Annotated in this window: 12 protein-coding genes; 7 read left to right on the plus strand and 5 right to left on the minus strand. The window is 59.0% G+C overall.

Annotated features, from left to right (window positions below; genetic code table 11):
• Positions 1–69: 69 nt before the first annotated feature.
• The 5 genes from GBK02_RS06615 to GBK02_RS06635 all read left to right on the plus strand — a co-directional run bounded on the left by GBK02_RS06615 (position 70) and on the right by GBK02_RS06635 (position 6,501).
• A complete protein-coding gene (locus tag GBK02_RS06615; protein ID WP_203468943.1) occupies positions 70–2,310 on the plus strand; it encodes an NADP-dependent isocitrate dehydrogenase in 2,241 nt (746 codons plus the stop codon).
• A 239-nt stretch (positions 2,311–2,549) separates the two neighbouring features.
• Positions 2,550–3,791: an NADP-dependent isocitrate dehydrogenase gene (gene icd / locus GBK02_RS06620; protein ID WP_203468944.1), complete on the plus strand. Its 1,242-nt coding sequence runs from the start codon at positions 2,550–2,552 to the stop codon at positions 3,789–3,791.
• A gap of 96 nt (positions 3,792–3,887) precedes the next feature.
• A complete protein-coding gene (locus GBK02_RS06625) occupies positions 3,888–4,391 on the plus strand; it encodes a hypothetical protein (RefSeq protein WP_203468945.1) in 504 nt (167 codons plus the stop codon).
• A gap of 123 nt (positions 4,392–4,514) precedes the next feature.
• Complete coding sequence (murI, locus tag GBK02_RS06630) at positions 4,515–5,300, plus strand: glutamate racemase (protein ID WP_239003193.1); 786 nt, start codon at positions 4,515–4,517, stop codon at positions 5,298–5,300.
• Positions 5,242–6,501, plus strand: coding sequence for a CaiB/BaiF CoA-transferase family protein (locus tag GBK02_RS06635; protein WP_203468946.1), 1,260 nt, complete (start codon positions 5,242–5,244; stop codon positions 6,499–6,501). The genes murI and GBK02_RS06635 overlap by 59 nt, the downstream gene beginning before the upstream one ends.
• A gap of 16 nt (positions 6,502–6,517) precedes the next feature.
• Here GBK02_RS06635 and GBK02_RS06640 read toward each other — a convergent pair whose 3' ends face one another.
• Together GBK02_RS06640 and GBK02_RS06645 are read right to left on the minus strand one after the other, a co-directional pair.
• Positions 6,518–8,146, minus strand: a complete 1,629-nt coding sequence (locus GBK02_RS06640) for a methyl-accepting chemotaxis protein (protein ID WP_203468947.1) — start codon at positions 8,144–8,146, stop codon at positions 6,518–6,520.
• A gap of 102 nt (positions 8,147–8,248) precedes the next feature.
• Positions 8,249–8,776, minus strand: coding sequence for an energy transducer TonB (locus GBK02_RS06645; RefSeq protein ID WP_203468948.1), 528 nt, complete (start codon positions 8,774–8,776; stop codon positions 8,249–8,251).
• A 94-nt stretch (positions 8,777–8,870) separates the two neighbouring features.
• Here GBK02_RS06645 and GBK02_RS06650 point away from each other — a divergent pair, with 94 nt between their 5' ends.
• Positions 8,871–9,854, plus strand: coding sequence for an ankyrin repeat domain-containing protein (locus GBK02_RS06650; protein ID WP_203468949.1), 984 nt, complete (start codon positions 8,871–8,873; stop codon positions 9,852–9,854).
• Here GBK02_RS06650 and GBK02_RS06655 read toward each other — a convergent pair.
• The gene (locus GBK02_RS06655) at positions 9,848–11,164 is read right to left on the minus strand and encodes an MFS transporter (protein ID WP_203468950.1); all 1,317 of its coding nucleotides are present in this window, start codon (positions 11,162–11,164) and stop codon (positions 9,848–9,850) included. The genes GBK02_RS06650 and GBK02_RS06655 overlap by 7 nt on opposite strands.
• 162 nt (positions 11,165–11,326) lie before the next feature.
• On the opposite strand from GBK02_RS06655, the gene GBK02_RS06660 reads away from it, so the two are divergent.
• The gene (locus GBK02_RS06660) at positions 11,327–11,608 is read left to right on the plus strand and encodes a hypothetical protein (protein ID WP_203468951.1); all 282 of its coding nucleotides are present in this window, start codon (positions 11,327–11,329) and stop codon (positions 11,606–11,608) included.
• A 6-nt stretch (positions 11,609–11,614) separates the two neighbouring features.
• Here the strand turns inward: GBK02_RS06660 and GBK02_RS06665 are convergent, their stop codons facing one another.
• Both GBK02_RS06665 and GBK02_RS06670 read right to left on the minus strand, forming a co-directional pair.
• Positions 11,615–12,223, minus strand: a complete 609-nt coding sequence (locus GBK02_RS06665) for a response regulator transcription factor (RefSeq protein WP_203468952.1) — start codon at positions 12,221–12,223, stop codon at positions 11,615–11,617.
• On the minus strand, positions 12,216–14,567 hold the full coding sequence (locus GBK02_RS06670; RefSeq protein WP_203468953.1) for a PAS domain S-box protein: 2,352 nt from the start codon (positions 14,565–14,567) through the stop codon (positions 12,216–12,218). Before GBK02_RS06670 ends, GBK02_RS06665 begins: the two co-directional genes overlap by 8 nt.
• Positions 14,568–14,693: the final 126 nt, after the last annotated feature.

Consider the following 14,693-nt stretch of genomic DNA (forward strand, 5'->3'; position numbering starts at 1 on the left):
TGTAAGCATGGCGCAAGGCGTGAGGCGTAAAGTCCGCCGGCTTTTTTCAATTTCTTTTGAGGGGGTAGCATGGCAGCTGGGAAGTCGAAGATCATTTATACACTTACGGACGAGGCGCCGCTGCTGGCTACCTGCGCATTCCTGCCGATCATCCGCACCTTCACCGGCCCGGCCGGCATCGAAGTCGAAAAGGCTGATATTTCCGTTTCCGCCCGCGTCCTGGCCGAGTTCTCCGAATTCCTCAAGGATGACCAGAAAATGCCCAATACGCTGGGCGAACTGGGCAAGAAATGTCTGTTGCCGGACACCAACATCATCAAGCTGCCGAACATTTCGGCTTCCGTTGCCCAGCTCAAGGCTTGCGTCAAGGAGCTGCAGGAAAAAGGCTACGCGGTTCCCGATTACCCCGAAGCAGCCAATACCGACGAAGAAAAGGCGCTCAAGGCCCGTTTCGGCAAGTGTCTTGGCTCCGCCGTCAATCCGGTGCTGCGCGAAGGCAACTCCGACCGCCGCGCGCCGGGTGCCGTCAAGAATTACGCCAAGAAGCGCCCGCACTCGATGGGCGAATGGAAGCAATGGTCGCAGACCCACGTTTCCCACATGGAACACGGTGACTTCTACCACGGCGAAAAGTCGCTGACCCTCGACAAGGCGCGCGAAGTCCGCATGGAACTGATCGCCAAGGGCGGCAAGACGACCGTGCTGAAGCCGAAGCTTTCCCTGCTCGAAGGCGAGATCATCGACTCGATGTTCATGAGCAAGAAGGCGCTGTGCGACTTCTACGAAGCCCAACTGGAAGACTGCCGCGAGTCCGGCATCCTCTTCTCGCTGCACGTCAAGGCAACGATGATGAAGGTCTCGCATCCGATCGTCTTCGGTCACTGCGTCAAGATCTACTACAAGGACGCTTTCGAGAAGCACGGCAAGACCTTCGACGAACTGGGCATCAACGTCAATAACGGCATGGTCGATCTCTACGACAAGATCAAGAACCTGCCGGAATCCAAGCGTGACGAGATCATCCGCGACCTGCACGCCTGCCAGGAACACCGTCCGCGTCTGGCCATGGTCGACTCGGCCAAGGGCATTACCAATTTCCATTCGCCGAACGACATCATCGTCGACGCGTCGATGCCGGCGATGATCCGTCAGGGCGGCAAGATGTGGGGTGCCGACGGCAAAACGTACGACAGTAAGTGCGTCATGCCGGAATCGACCTTTGCCCGCATCTATCAGGAAATGATCAATTTCGTTAAGTGGCATGGCAACTTCGATCCGAAGACCATGGGCACTGTGCCGAACGTCGGTCTGATGGCCCAACAGGCCGAGGAATACGGTTCACACGACAAGACCTTCGAGATTGCCGAAGACGGCATCGCCAACATCGTCGACAACGCCACCGGCGAAGTGCTGCTGACGCAGAACGTCGAAGCTGGCGATATCTGGCGTATGTGCCAGGTCAAGGATGCGCCGATCCGCGACTGGGTCAAGCTCGCCGTCACGCGCGCCCGCCAGTCCGGCATGCCGGCGATCTTCTGGCTGGACGCCTATCGTCCGCACGAAAACGAGCTGATCAAGAAGGTCCAGAAGTACCTCAAGGATCACGACACCAGCGGTCTCGACATCCAGATCATGTCGCAGGTCCGTGCCATGCGCTACACGCTGGAGCGTGTCGCCCGCGGCCTGGACACCATCTCGGTGACCGGCAACATCCTGCGCGACTACCTGACCGACCTGTTCCCGATCATGGAACTGGGCACCTCGGCCAAGATGCTGTCGATCGTACCGCTGATGAACGGCGGCGGCATGTACGAAACCGGTGCCGGCGGCTCGGCACCGAAGCACGTACAACAGCTGACCCAGGAAAACCACCTGCGCTGGGATTCGCTCGGCGAATTCCTGGCTCTGGCTGTTTCGCTGGAAGAGCTGGGCATCAAGGAAAACAACGCCCGCGCCAAGCTGCTGGCCAAGACCCTGGATGCCGCGACCGGCAAGTTGCTCGACAACAACAAGTCGCCGTCGCCGAAAACCGGTGAACTCGACAACCGCGGTTCGCAGTTCTACCTCGCCATGTTCTGGGCGCAGGAGCTGGCTGCACAGACCGAGGACAAGGAACTGGCTGCTCACTTTGCCAAGCTGGCCAAGACCCTGTCTGACAACGAAGGTCAGATCGTTGCCGAAATGAAGACGGTGCAAGGCAAGCCGGTTGATATCGGTGGCTACTACAAGGCTGATCCGGAGAAGTGCAAGGCTGTGATGCGTCCGAGCCCGACGCTCAACGCCGCACTGAAGGCAGCACGCGCCGGTTGATTGCCGGGCGGTCTGCGGACCTGCCCAAAACCAGAAACGAAGGCCTTTACGGCCTTCGTTTTTTTTCGTCTTCAGAACCGGATGCGAAGCGTGGCTTGCGCTTCAAAACGGGAGAATTGCCTGACAGTGTCCCGTTTTCTGTCGCATAATTGCCGCCACTATCGGATGCCGGACACCGCCCGAAAAGGGCCGGCGAGGCAAATTCAGATTGTCCGATCACAAACAGACATGGAGTGGCTATGACATCGCACATCAAGATTCCGCAAGGCGGCCAGAAAATCGTTCCCGGCCAGCCGGTCCCGAACAATCCGATCATTCCTTTCATTGAGGGTGACGGTATCGGTGTCGATATCACGCCGGTCATGATCAAGGTGATCGATGCTGCGGTCGACAAGGCTTATGGCGGTGAAAGAAAGATTCACTGGATGGAGGTTTTCGCCGGCGAAAAATCGACGCGTCTGTACGGCCCGGACGAATGGTTTCCCAAGGAAACCTTCGATGCGCTGAAGGAATACGCCGTCTCGATCAAGGGGCCGATGACGACGCCGGTCGGCGGTGGTATCCGTTCGCTCAACGTGGCGTTGCGCCAGGAGCTCGACCTCTACCAGTGCGTCCGCCCGGTCCAGTATTTCAAGGGCGTGCCGTCGCCGCTCAAGCACCCGGAATTGACCAATATGGTTATCTTCCGCGAGAACACAGAGGACATCTACGCCGGCGTCGAGTGGGCTGCTGATTCCGAGCAGGCAAAGAAGGTCATCAAGTTCCTGCAGGACGAAATGGGCGTCAAGAAAATCCGTTTCCCGGCCACCTCCGGCATCGGCATCAAGCCGATTTCCGTCGAAGGCACCACCCGCCTGGTGCGTGCTGCGCTCAAGTACGTCATCGCCAACGACCGCAAGTCGCTGACCATCGTGCACAAGGGCAACATCATGAAATTCACGGAAGGTCTGTTCCGTGACATCGCCTACCAGGTGGCCAAGGAGGAGTTCGGTGCCGAGTTGATCGACGGTGGCCCATGGTGCCATTTCACCAACCCGAACACCGGCCGTGAAGTGACGGTCAAGGATTCGATTGCCGACGCCTTCCTGCAGCAGATTCTGCTGCGCCCGGCCGAGTACGATGTGATCGCGACGACCAACCTGAACGGCGACTACATTTCCGATGCGCTGGCCGCCCAGGTCGGCGGTATCGGGATTGCGCCCGGCGCCAATATTTCCGACCAGTACGCCTGTTTTGAAGCAACGCATGGCACCGCGCCGAAGTATGCCGGGCTGGACAAGGTCAATCCGGGTTCGCTGATTCTTTCCGCTGAAATGATGCTGCGCCACCTCGGCTGGAAAGAGGCGGCCAATCGGGTCATCAAGGCGATGGAAGCGACAATCGGCGATAAGAAGGTGACCTACGACTTTGCCCGCTTGATGGATGGTGCCGATGAGTTGTCGTGCTCCGAGTTTGGCGACGCGATGATCGAACGCATGTAATAGGCCGCTTTTCGGCGACTCGAAGCCCCCGCTTGGGGGCTTCTGTTTTTCCGGGCACAACATGTGCCGGCCCGGCGGCAGGAAGCAAAGCAAGGTATGACAGTGAGCGAAATCAACGAGGCCGGTGAGGGCGATCTGCCCGAAGAGATCAATGAGCCACGCCTGTGGCGCAGCAACGGCTGGACGGCGCGTGTCATCAAGAATGAAGATGACGAAGGCTGGGCGGTTGAAATGATCAAGGAAGGCGAGTCCGAGCCGGCGCTGGTCGGGCCGTGGACCATGGGGCGGGACAAGAAAAATCCCAAGCCGCTCGATCCCCCATCTTTCCAGACGCTGGTCAAGACCGCTTCCGAGGTGCTGCGCCGGCATGAGCACCAGTTGCATGCGATGTTGCACAAGAAAGTCACGGTCGACAGCGAAAACGGGCCGATTCTGGTGACGCTCGACATCGTCGCCGATGAGGATGATCCCTACGCCACGCTGGGGGCGCAGGATGCGGCCGGCGAAGTGCTGGCCGAAGTCCGTGTCGGCCCCGATTTCAAGCTCAGCGCGAGCAGCGCACGGGCCTGGATCGAGGACGAATTCCGTACGCCGGATTGAACGCCAGCCCGGCAATTTGCATGACGAAGCAGGCTGGCCGCTTGATTCCCGAGTAAACTTGCCTCCTTGCCCCGGTCGACCGCGAAAAATGATCCGCTCTCGCTTCTTCCCCTGGATGTTCCCGTGAACACTCAACCGATTGCTGTTTTCGATTCCGGCCTTGGTGGCCTGACGGTGTTGCGTGCCTTGCGCGGTCGACTGCCGCAGGAAGATTTTTTCTATTTCGCCGACACCCGTTTTCTGCCTTACGGCGATCGACCGGAAACTTTTCTCAAGCAGCGTGGCGTGTTGATTGCCGAGGCTTTGGCCAAGCGTGGCGCCAAGGCGCTGGTGATTGCCTGCAATACGGCCACGGCGGCAGCGGCTGAAGCGATTCGGGCGGCCGTCGATTTACCGATTGTCGCTCTTGAACCGGGCGTCAAACCGGCCGTCGGGCAAACCCGCAGCGGGGTGATCGGCGTTCTTGCCACCACCCGAACCTTGGCCAGCGAGCGTTTTCAGCGCCTGGTCGGCAATCACGCAGCGCACCTCAAGGTCATTCCGGTGGCTTGCCCCGGTCTGGCCGAGGCCATCGAGAGTGAAGGACCGGAAAGCGCTGTCGTAGCCGGCTTGCTCGATGCTTTCGTCGCGCCGTTAGCGGCCGCCGAAGCCGATGTGGTAGTGCTTGGTTGCACACATTACCCTTGGGTGGCCGAGGCGATTGCCCGACGCATGCCGCTCGGTGTTCGCCTGCTGGATACCGGCGAACCGGTTGCCCGCCAGCTGGAACGCCTGCTTTCGGCCAGCCATTTGCTGGGCGGCGGTCATGGCCGTTTGGCGGTCGCAACGAGCGGCGCACCGGCGACCGTCAATGCCACGGTCAACCGCTTGTGGGGCGAGAGTTTGCCCGTTGAACATTGGGAGCCGTGAGTTGAACGAAACGCAAAAACCGTTGGCCGGCCTGAAGGTCGTCGAGCTTGGTACGCTGATCGCCGGGCCGTTCTGTACCCGGATCATGGCCGAATTCGGTGCCGAGGTTATCAAGGTTGAAGCGCCGGAGGGTGGCGATCCCTTGCGCCAGTGGCGCAAGCTCCATGAGGGAACGTCGCTGTGGTGGTACGTCCAGGCGCGCAACAAGAAGTCGGTCACGGCTAATCTCAAACATCCGGAAGGCCGTGAGTTTGTCCGCAAGCTGATTGCCGGGGCCGACATCCTGGTCGAAAATTTCCGTCCCGGCGTGCTCGAGAAACTCGGGCTGGGCTGGGATGAGCTCAAGGTACTCAATCCAGGCTTGGTCATGGTGCGTCTGTCGGGTTTCGGCCAGACCGGGCCGTACAAGGACCAGCCCGGATTTGGTGCGGTCGGCGAATCGATGGGTGGGCTGCGTTATATCACCGGATTTCCGGATCGGCCGCCGGTGCGTACCGGCATTTCAATCGGTGATTCGATTGCCGCACTGTGGGGCGCCGTTGGTGCATTGATCGCCTTGCGGCACAGGGAAGTGAATGGCGGTGCCGGGCAGGTGGTCGATGTGGCGCTTTACGAGGCCATTTTCGCGATGATGGAATCGATGGTTCCCGAGTTCGACGTGTTCGGTTTCGTCCGCGAACGGACCGGCAACATCATGCCGGGTATCACGCCTTCCAACACGCACACCACGCGTGACGGCAAGCACGTCACCATTGGTGCCAACGGCGATGCCATTTTCAAGCGCTTCATGAAAGCGATGGGGCGCGATGATCTGGCGAACGATCCGGGGCTGGCCGACAATGCCGGGCGGGATGCGCGGCGCGATGAAATTTACAGTCTGATCGACGCCTGGTGTGCCGCCCGTGACGAAGCAGATGTACTGGCCATTCTCGCTGCCGCCGAGGTGCCGTCGTCGCGCGTCTATTCTGCGGTCGACATGTTCGCTGACCCGCAATTCATCGCCCGCCAGATGTTTGCCCAGGCCACCTTGCCGGATGGCAAACCGTTCCAGATGCCGGGCATCGTGCCCAAGTTGTCGGCGACGCCCGGTGGTACCGAGTGGATTGGTCCGGCCTTGGGCGAGCACACCGTCGAGGTGTTGTCGGCCCTGGGCTATACGGCGGAAGAGATTGCGGCCCTGAAAGAAAACGGGGCGGTCTGAGCCGCCCCGTTGTCGGTTAAACCGAAAACTTCTCGATCTGCCGCTTGAGGTTGTTGGCGATGGCTTCAAGCTGGTGAGCCGTTTCGACCGTGCCGCGAATGGTCGTCGTCGTTTCTTCGACCATATTGGCGATCTGTTCGACGCGCTGGGCGATCGAGGTGCTGGCCGTGCTTTGTTCCTGCGTTGCATCGGCAACTTCGCCAACGCGTGCCAGCGTCCGGTGCGCACCTTGTTCAATTGCCCTGAGCGACTCTGCAGCCGCTCCTGCCAGATCAACGCCTTCCTGAACCTCCGGCAGGACCGCGCTCATTGCCGAAACGGCACCGATCGTGTCGTTCTGGATGCCGCTGATCATCTGTTCGATTTCCAGCGTGGCCGAGGAGGTACGTTCGGCCAGCTTGCGCACTTCGTCGGCAACCACCGCAAAACCACGCCCCTGCTCACCGGCGCGAGCCGCTTCAATGGCGGCATTCAGTGCCAGCAGGTTGGTTTGCCCGGCGATGTCCTTGATCACGTTGGCAATCGAGGAAACCTGGTTGGCGCGTTCCTCAAGAGCTTTGATGCGTTCGGAGGTGCTGCTGACCGTGCCGGAGATTTTCTGGATGGCTTCGGAGGCGCGTTGTACCCGGTCGCTGCCCTGATCGGCCAGTTGAACTGCTTCGTTGGTCTCACGGGCGGTTTCGCGGGCGCTGTCGGAAATGTGATTCGAACTGACAGTGAGTTCCTCAATGGCTGCTGCCATCGCAGAAGTCGAGTCGGTTTGGTGTTCGGCGGCGCGGGCGACATCATCCGAAGCGCTGGCGATCTGTTCGGCATTGGTCACCAGACGGTTGGCGTCACTGTTGATTTCATTCACCAGCTGGCGCAGCGAAGCTACCATGTTGCCAAGTGCGCTGAGCAGGCTGCCGGCTGGCGCATGATCGAGTCGAGCGGTCAGGTCGCCGCCGGCGACGCGCTGCATGATTTCGGCCGCATCCTTCGGCTCTCCGCCGAGCTGGCGCAGGATGCTGCTGCTGACCTGCCAGCCGATCAGGCTGAGCAGAACGAGCAGGCCGGCCGCAATGCCACCGAGCAACATTGCATTTGCCTTGTATTCACGATCGATGTCGTCGATATAAATCCCGGTACCAATGACCCAGTTCCACGGGGTGAACACGCTGGCGTAAGACAGTTTCGGTTCGGGTATCTGCTGACCGGCTCGCGGAAACCAGTAATCGACAAAACCGCCGCCGGCCTTGCCTGCCTTGACGATTTCCTGGATCAGGAACTTGCCGTTGGCGTCTTTCATGTCTGCTCGATTCTGGCCTTCACCTTCGGGTTTGGGCGGGAGCAGTACGTAGTTGTGGTCGGTGTCTACGATGAAGTAGTAATCGTTGCTGCCATAGCGAATGCCGCGCAGGGTTTCCTTGGCGGCTTTCTTGGCTTCATCGTCAGTCATCTTGCCGCTGGCGGCCAGCTTCTGGTGATGGGCAAGTACGCCAAGACCGATTTCGACCAGATTGCGGGTCTTTGCCTTGCGGTCTTCCAGCATTGTCGATTTGAGCTGAAATAGTGCCGTCAAGCAAAGTGCCAGTAGCCCAAGCAAAGCCAGTCCAATGAGCGACTGCATGCGCGTTGAAATGCGGGTTTGGCTAAAGTTGAACATTGTTCTCTCCTCTTTTTGTTCCTCAGGGATGGTCGACCGCAGCATCCCGAAGCTGACTTTTAGTGCACCTGATACGCAGGGGCTGTCGCGAATTTGCCCAGTTTAGCGCAGGCGGAAGCGTACCGGCAGCAATGTTTCCCGGGGGGCATCGGCAGGTACCGAGCGCAAGGCACGAACCGCTTGCAGGGCCGCATTGTCGAGGATTTTGTAGCCACTGCTTTGTTCGACCCGGCTTGCTGCAACCTGACCATCGTTATCGAGAAGCATCAATACCAGCACTTCACCTTCCAGCCCTTGAGCAATGGCTTCGGCAGGATAAAACTCCCCACGTTCGTGCTGTTTCTTTAATTGCTGCTTGACATTATCCAGCCATTTTTTTGTTTCCGCTGGAGTTTTTGATGAATTTGTTGTTACTGGTTTTTTGCTGGGTTCGGCTTTGGCTGCCGGGGCCGGCTTTTCAAGGGTTAGTGGCACAGGCGGCGGAGCCGGGTGGGCGGGTTTCAGGCTTGCCTGCAGTGTGGGCGGCGGTTGTTTTTTGGGTTGCGGCACAAAATCGCGGATGAATGGAGCGATGTGCAGCAGCAGAGAAAGCGTCAGGGCCAGCAGAAGTCGGAAATTGGTCCGGGTCATGAGAAAATGCGGGCTGGCCTGAGGGATGAAATTCGCAATGAAAAGAGCAACAAAGTGCTTGGTCAGAAAAAGTCTGGCTGCAATGATAATCGGGATGGGCCTGATTTTGCCGGTAGCCGGTCAGGCTGCCGCCATTTTGCCGACGCCACTTTCTTTTGTGCACAGCATGGAACTGGGGGATGTCAGGCAGGCGGAAGCCTGGCTTGATGCCGGATTGCCCGTCGACTTCATGGGCAGCCGAACCGGAACCGGCCTGATGATCGGTGCCTGGGAAGGGAATCTGGAACTGATGCGCCTTTTCATTTCGCGTGGGGCCGATATTGACCGGCTCAATGCCAATGGCGAGTCAGCCATTGTTTTCGCGGCTTGGCGTGGCAATCTCGATGCTGTCAAATGGTTGCTTGAGCGAGGCGCCAAGATCAATGCGCCGGAACGCCACTGGTCGGCACTGCATTACGCCGTTTTTGCCGGGCACACGGAAGTCGCCAATTATTTGCTGGCGCAAGGGGCGGATATCAATGCCAAAAGCACGAATGGCTCCAGCGTCCTGATGATGGCGATTTATGAGGGACGTGAAGACCTGGCCAGAATGCTCATCGAAAAAGGTGCCGATCGCACCCCCCGCAATGATTGGGGCGATGGTGCCCTGGAGTGGTCGATGCGCTACAACCACTTGAATATCGCCCGGATGCTGACCAATCCTGAAGAGTTCAACATTGCGGTCAGCCAGCCCAAGGAAAAATGGGGGGAGCCGCAACGTTCGATGCGCATGTCCAAGGAGCTGGAAAACTTGTTGAAAATGCGGGAAACGCTGCTTGAGCGCAAATTGTCGACCGAGGCCATCGATAAGCGAATTGCTGCCGAGCGGGTCCGTATTGTGCGCAGTGAAATGGATCGATCGAACAAGCCGGCCAAGGCTGCGACGATGGAAATTACTGCTAGCCGCAAGAAGCCGGGCGAGCAGTCGGCCAATATCGTTTACGATGAAAACGGCAAACCCAGCGGCTACAAGGTCCCGCCGGCAACCTATTTCGGGAAGCCGAAAATGCCGCCGGCCGGGAACATCCGAGGTTACTGATCGAGTGGCCGGTTTCGTACTTCAGGCATGAAACGCAGACCGATCAGGCTGGCCAGAATGAGCAGCCCCGCCGGGTACCACAGGCCAGCCAATGGATCGCCAAAATGAACACCAAGCCAAGTGACCATCAAGGGGGACATGCCACCGATCCAGCCGGCCGACAGGTTGTGGGGCAGGGCGACGGCGGTGTAGCGGGTGCGTGCCGGAAAAAGTTCGGGCAGGGTCGCTGTCTGTGGTCCGGTAATGCACGCCAGCGGGATGACCAGGACCAGTAGAAGTAGCGTGATCATCATCGTGTCAGGTGTAGCTTGTTTGCCGTAATGCAGCAGTCCGTGAAAAACCGGCAGGATGGTGATGGCACCGGTGATCAGGCCGGTCAGCAAGACCGGGCGACGGCCAATTCGGTCCGATAGCCAGCCGCAGAAAAGGGTTGCCGGGAACAGGGCGAGGGTCGATATCATGACCAGCATGCTGGCTTGCGAGGCGGGCAGGTTGACCACCGTTTTCAGGAAAACGCCGGTATAAACCTGGGCCGAGAAAAAGAGCAATGAACCGCCGGCTGAAATACAGAAAAAAAGCAGCCCCATCCGGCCCAGCGTATGTCGGTCGGTAAAGCATTCGCGCAGGGGGGTTTTGGCCAATGCATTCCTGGTGCGCAATTGACTGAAAATCGGTGATTCGTGCAGGCTCAGGCGACTCTTGATCGAGATGGCCAGCAACAAGGCCGAGAGCAGGAAAGGAATTCGCCAGCCCCAGGATTTGAAGTCGGCTTCGCTGAGAAAGTGCTGCAGGACGACGATTTGCAAGGTCGAGGCCATCATGCCCAGCGGCCCCATCAATTGCAGGATGCTGGTGTAAATCCCCCGTTTCCCTTCGGGTGCGTGTTCCGTCAGGTAGACCGCAGCGCCGCCGACCTCTCCACCGACCGACAGGCCTTGCAGCATGCGCAGCACAAGCAGCAGGGCCGGGGCCAGCAAGCCAACCTGTTCGTAGGTTGGCAACAGCCCGACACAAACGGTTGAGACGCCCATCAGCACAATCGTGGCGAGGAAAATGGTACGTCGACCGTGGCGGTCGCCGAGCGAGCCAAAAATGGCAGCCCCGAGTGGCCGTACGATCATGCCGACGCCAAATGTGCCGAGGCTGGCGAGCAGTGCGGCAACCGGATCATCGGCTGGGAAGAAGAGCACGCTGAAATAAATGGCCAGTGAAGCAAAGGTCAGGAAGTCATACCATTCCAGAAATGTGCCGAAGCAGGCGGAGATCACCACTTTTTTCTGGATGCTCTTGGTTGATTCAGGCGGGCTCATGGATTTTCCGGGGCGAAAAAAGAGGCATTATCGCCCGCCTTGCTTGCCGATCCAATTGCCAAGCGTCGTTTCCTGATGCAGACTTCGCCGATCAACAAGGAGGGGTTGTGCATGCTTTATGTGTCAAGAGACAGTGCCGGGCAAATTTGTGAATTGCATCCCATGGCAGTGGGCGACGCGCATGAGGCTTTGCCGGCAGATAATCCCGAAGTGCTGCAGTTCATCCACGAGCGGTGGCGGCAAAATGAGCTGGATCAGCTTGACCGCGAATTCGTTCGCGTCATCGAGGACATGATCGAGCTGTTGATGTCGAAGGATCTGATCCTGTTTACCGACCTGCCGCCCAAGGTTCAGGAAAAGCTGTTGCGCCGCAAGGAAATCCGCGAAAAGCAATATGACGACGGTGCTTTCCGGATGGGCAACGACGACATCATCCAGCTTTAAGGGCGATTAATTCAGGGTCATCACGGCCTTGACCAGTTCGGCCAGCGTGCGGACGCCCATTTTCTCCATGACCCGGGCGCGGTGCGCCTCGACGGTCTTCATGCTGATATCGAGTTCGTCGGCGATCTGCTTGTTCAGCTTGCCGGCTACAACGAGCGTCATTACTTCGCGCTCGCGTTGGGTCAGTTGCTCCATGCGCAGCGAGATGGCGCTGTCCCGCTGACGCCTCGCCGCTATTTCGCTATCCAGTTCGAGCGCGCGTCGAATGCGCGAAAGCAGGTCTTCGTTGTGGAAGGGTTTCTCGATGAAGTCACAGGCGCCTCGTTGCAGGGCGCCGACTGCCATCGGCACGTCGCCGTGGCCAGTGACGAAGATGACGGGCAGTTCCGAACCGAGCCCATCGAGTTTTTCGTGTAATTCGAGCCCGCTCATCTCGGGCATCCGGACATCCAGCACCAGGCAGCCGCGCATCTTGTCATGGCGTGCCACCAGAAAGTTTTCGGCCGAGTCGAAGCAGGCTACCCGGTAGCCTTCCCCTTCAAGCAGCCAGGTCATCGAGTCACGCATGGCCTCGTCGTCATCGACGACAAAAATCGTTTGCGGCAACTCACTCATGTTCTTCCTCTATCGGTACGGTGAAACGGAAGGTCGTGCCGCCTTCCCGGCGTGGTTCCAGCCAAAGCCGGCCCTGGTGGAATTCGATGATCGAGCGGCAGATTGCCAGCCCGATCCCCATCCCTTCCGGTTTGGTCGTGTAGAAAGGGGCGAAAATCTTCTCGACATCTTCTTCGGCCAGCCCGTGTCCCTGGTCGGCGACACTGATTTCCAGCATACGCTCATCGGCCAATCGGGCATTGATCAACAGGCGACGACGTTCAAAGGGGATATTGTGCATCGATTCGATGCCATTTTTCACCAGATTAAGCAGCACTTGTTCAATCATGATGCGGTCGACCACGATTTTGGGCAGATTTTCAGGCAATTCAACGATGATCTGCGTGCCTGTTCGCTGGGCTTCGATGTCGGCAAAGGCGCGTGCTTCGTCGACCAGTTCGTCGAGTGAAATGGGTTCGCGTTTCGGGTCGCTCTTTTTCACCATGTCGCGCATCCGGCGAATGATCTTGCCGGCCCGTTCAGCCTGGTCGGCTGCTTTTTGCATGGCCGCCAGCAGGTCTTCGAAGCGATAGTTGCCGGCTTGCATGCGTTTGATGCACCCGGCGCAGTAATTGGCGATGGCCGACAGAGGCTGGTTCAACTCGTGGGCCAGCGAGGATGCCATTTCGCCCATGGTGATCAGGCGCGAGGTCTGCTCAAGACGTTTCTGCTGTTGCAGATTGACTTCGTCGATGTGCTTCTTGTCGGTGATGTCGGCGGCAATCTGGACCCGGACTGTGCGTCCGTCGACCCAGCGGATTGCCCGTTCGTGCAGGTGGTACCAGTGTCCCGAGAGGGCGTGCTGGATTTCACCGTCGTAGATTTCGCAGGGCAATTCCTCGCTCGACAGTTCGGCCGGGTTGGCGCTCAAGGCTTCGTTCATCGGGCGGCAGGCTGCGGTCACCTGGGCCGAGTCGCGCCCGACGGTATCGAAGCCAAAGATGTTCTGGAAGGCGCGGTTGGCGAAGAGGATTTCGCCTGAGTCGGCGTCGGCGACGTGCACAGCGGTATCCAGACCGTTGATCACCGTGACAAAACGTTCGTGCGCCCGTTCCAGTTCGACGCGTGCGCGTTTCGGCTCGGTAATGTCGTTCATCGAAGCCATCCAGCCGATTTGCAGGCCGTTGGCATCGATCAGTGGCGAGAAATAGAGGCGGACATCGAAGCGTTCGCCATTTTTCCGCATGATGCGCATTTCAAAACCGGCTGCCGGCGCCTGACCGGCCAGTGCCTGGTCGATGTTGTTCTGCAGGCGGTCGAATTCTTCATCGGGCCAGTAAGGGTAGGGCGGGGCGATGCCGACCAGCTCTGACTCGTCAAAACCGGTCATGCGGCAGAACGCGGCATTGACGAAGGTGATCCGGCCTTCGAGATCAATGGCGCGCATGCCGGTGATCAGCGATTGGGACATCGCCTGGCGGAAGGCATAGGCGGCGCGCAGTTGCTCTTCTGTTTCTGCCCGGCGATGGGCGTGGCGCCGAAGTTGAACCAGTGTGGCCGTCGCAATCAGCGTCAAAATGACGATCAGGCCGGCCGGTACAAAGGGCAGCCAGGCCCCGCCGCCGCGATAGGCGATGATGTTCAGGCCCAGCCGATTGCCCGGCATGTCGAGGCTGATGCTGCCGGAAATCTTGCGGTCGGTCGGCTTGACCGAGGAGTTGCTGTAAACCTCCTGGTTCGTTGCATCGACAACCGTCAGGCTGTAGCGCGCCGTGAACACCGCCGGCAAGGTCGCGCGCAGCAGTGTCTCGAGCGATTGCAGGGCGATGAAGGCGCCCAGGTCGCTGCTGCCTTGCTGGACCGGGAAAATCAGGTCGTTGGCCTGACGCTGGTAGGCATCGGGATAATTGCTGCTGAACAAGGTGCGACGTGTGCGCAGTGCTTCCTGCAGGGCGGCCAGGCGAGTGTCGGTCAGTTGCTCGCCGACAAATGTCGCGGTCGACTCGTTCGGCGAGACCCATTCGACCTTGCCTTCGGTGCTGACCCAGACAATGGCTGCCAGCTCTGGATTGTCCCGAACATAGCGTGACGCACGGACCTGAAAGATTTCGTAGGTCAGCTGCTTGAATTCCTGTTCGCGCCCAAGTTCCGCCAGAAAATCCTGATGCGCGTGGAGGCGATTCTCAATGGTCCGTTCGGCCCAGTGCATGTCGCCTTCAAGCGCCGAGTGGGCGGTGTCCTGCTCACGCCACTGCAGTAGCGCGGTGACGACCAGCATGGCAATGGAAAAAATGCCGATGGCAATGTAGGGGGCGAACCAGAGCCAGGTTTGCTTGGGCTGGCTGGGAGGGGGGCGGATGAACATGGCTTGATTTTTCGCCCACCGGGGCCGGTCGACCATAGGTACTTACCCTAACTCAGGGCAGGGTCATTGCAGCACAGGCTGTTTTTTCAAATCAGGCGGCATTTGTCGGTCTACCGCGGCAACAAG

The organism is Dechloromonas sp. TW-R-39-2 (assembly GCF_016864195.1).
Lineage (GTDB): Bacteria > Pseudomonadota > Gammaproteobacteria > Burkholderiales > Rhodocyclaceae > Azonexus.

What these genes read in the sequence shown, in the direction of transcription:
- GBK02_RS06615 (WP_203468943.1), top strand. Translation starts at nt 70, where the DNA reads ATGGCAGCTGGGAAGTCGAAGATCATTTATACACTTACGGACGAGGCG.
- icd (WP_203468944.1), top strand. Translation starts at nt 2,550, where the DNA reads ATGACATCGCACATCAAGATTCCGCAAGGCGGCCAGAAAATCGTTCCC.
- GBK02_RS06625 (WP_203468945.1), top strand. Translation starts at nt 3,888, where the DNA reads ATGACAGTGAGCGAAATCAACGAGGCCGGTGAGGGCGATCTGCCCGAA.
- GBK02_RS06635 (WP_203468946.1), top strand. Translation starts at nt 5,242, where the DNA reads ATGCCACGGTCAACCGCTTGTGGGGCGAGAGTTTGCCCGTTGAACATT.
- GBK02_RS06640 (WP_203468947.1), bottom strand. Translation starts at nt 8,146, where the DNA reads ATGTTCAACTTTAGCCAAACCCGCATTTCAACGCGCATGCAGTCGCTC.
- GBK02_RS06645 (WP_203468948.1), bottom strand. Translation starts at nt 8,776, where the DNA reads ATGACCCGGACCAATTTCCGACTTCTGCTGGCCCTGACGCTTTCTCTG.
- GBK02_RS06650 (WP_203468949.1), top strand. Translation starts at nt 8,871, where the DNA reads ATGGGCCTGATTTTGCCGGTAGCCGGTCAGGCTGCCGCCATTTTGCCG.
- GBK02_RS06655 (WP_203468950.1), bottom strand. Translation starts at nt 11,164, where the DNA reads ATGAGCCCGCCTGAATCAACCAAGAGCATCCAGAAAAAAGTGGTGATC.
- GBK02_RS06660 (WP_203468951.1), top strand. Translation starts at nt 11,327, where the DNA reads ATGGCAGTGGGCGACGCGCATGAGGCTTTGCCGGCAGATAATCCCGAA.
- GBK02_RS06665 (WP_203468952.1), bottom strand. Translation starts at nt 12,223, where the DNA reads ATGAGTGAGTTGCCGCAAACGATTTTTGTCGTCGATGACGACGAGGCC.
- GBK02_RS06670 (WP_203468953.1), bottom strand. Translation starts at nt 14,567, where the DNA reads ATGTTCATCCGCCCCCCTCCCAGCCAGCCCAAGCAAACCTGGCTCTGG.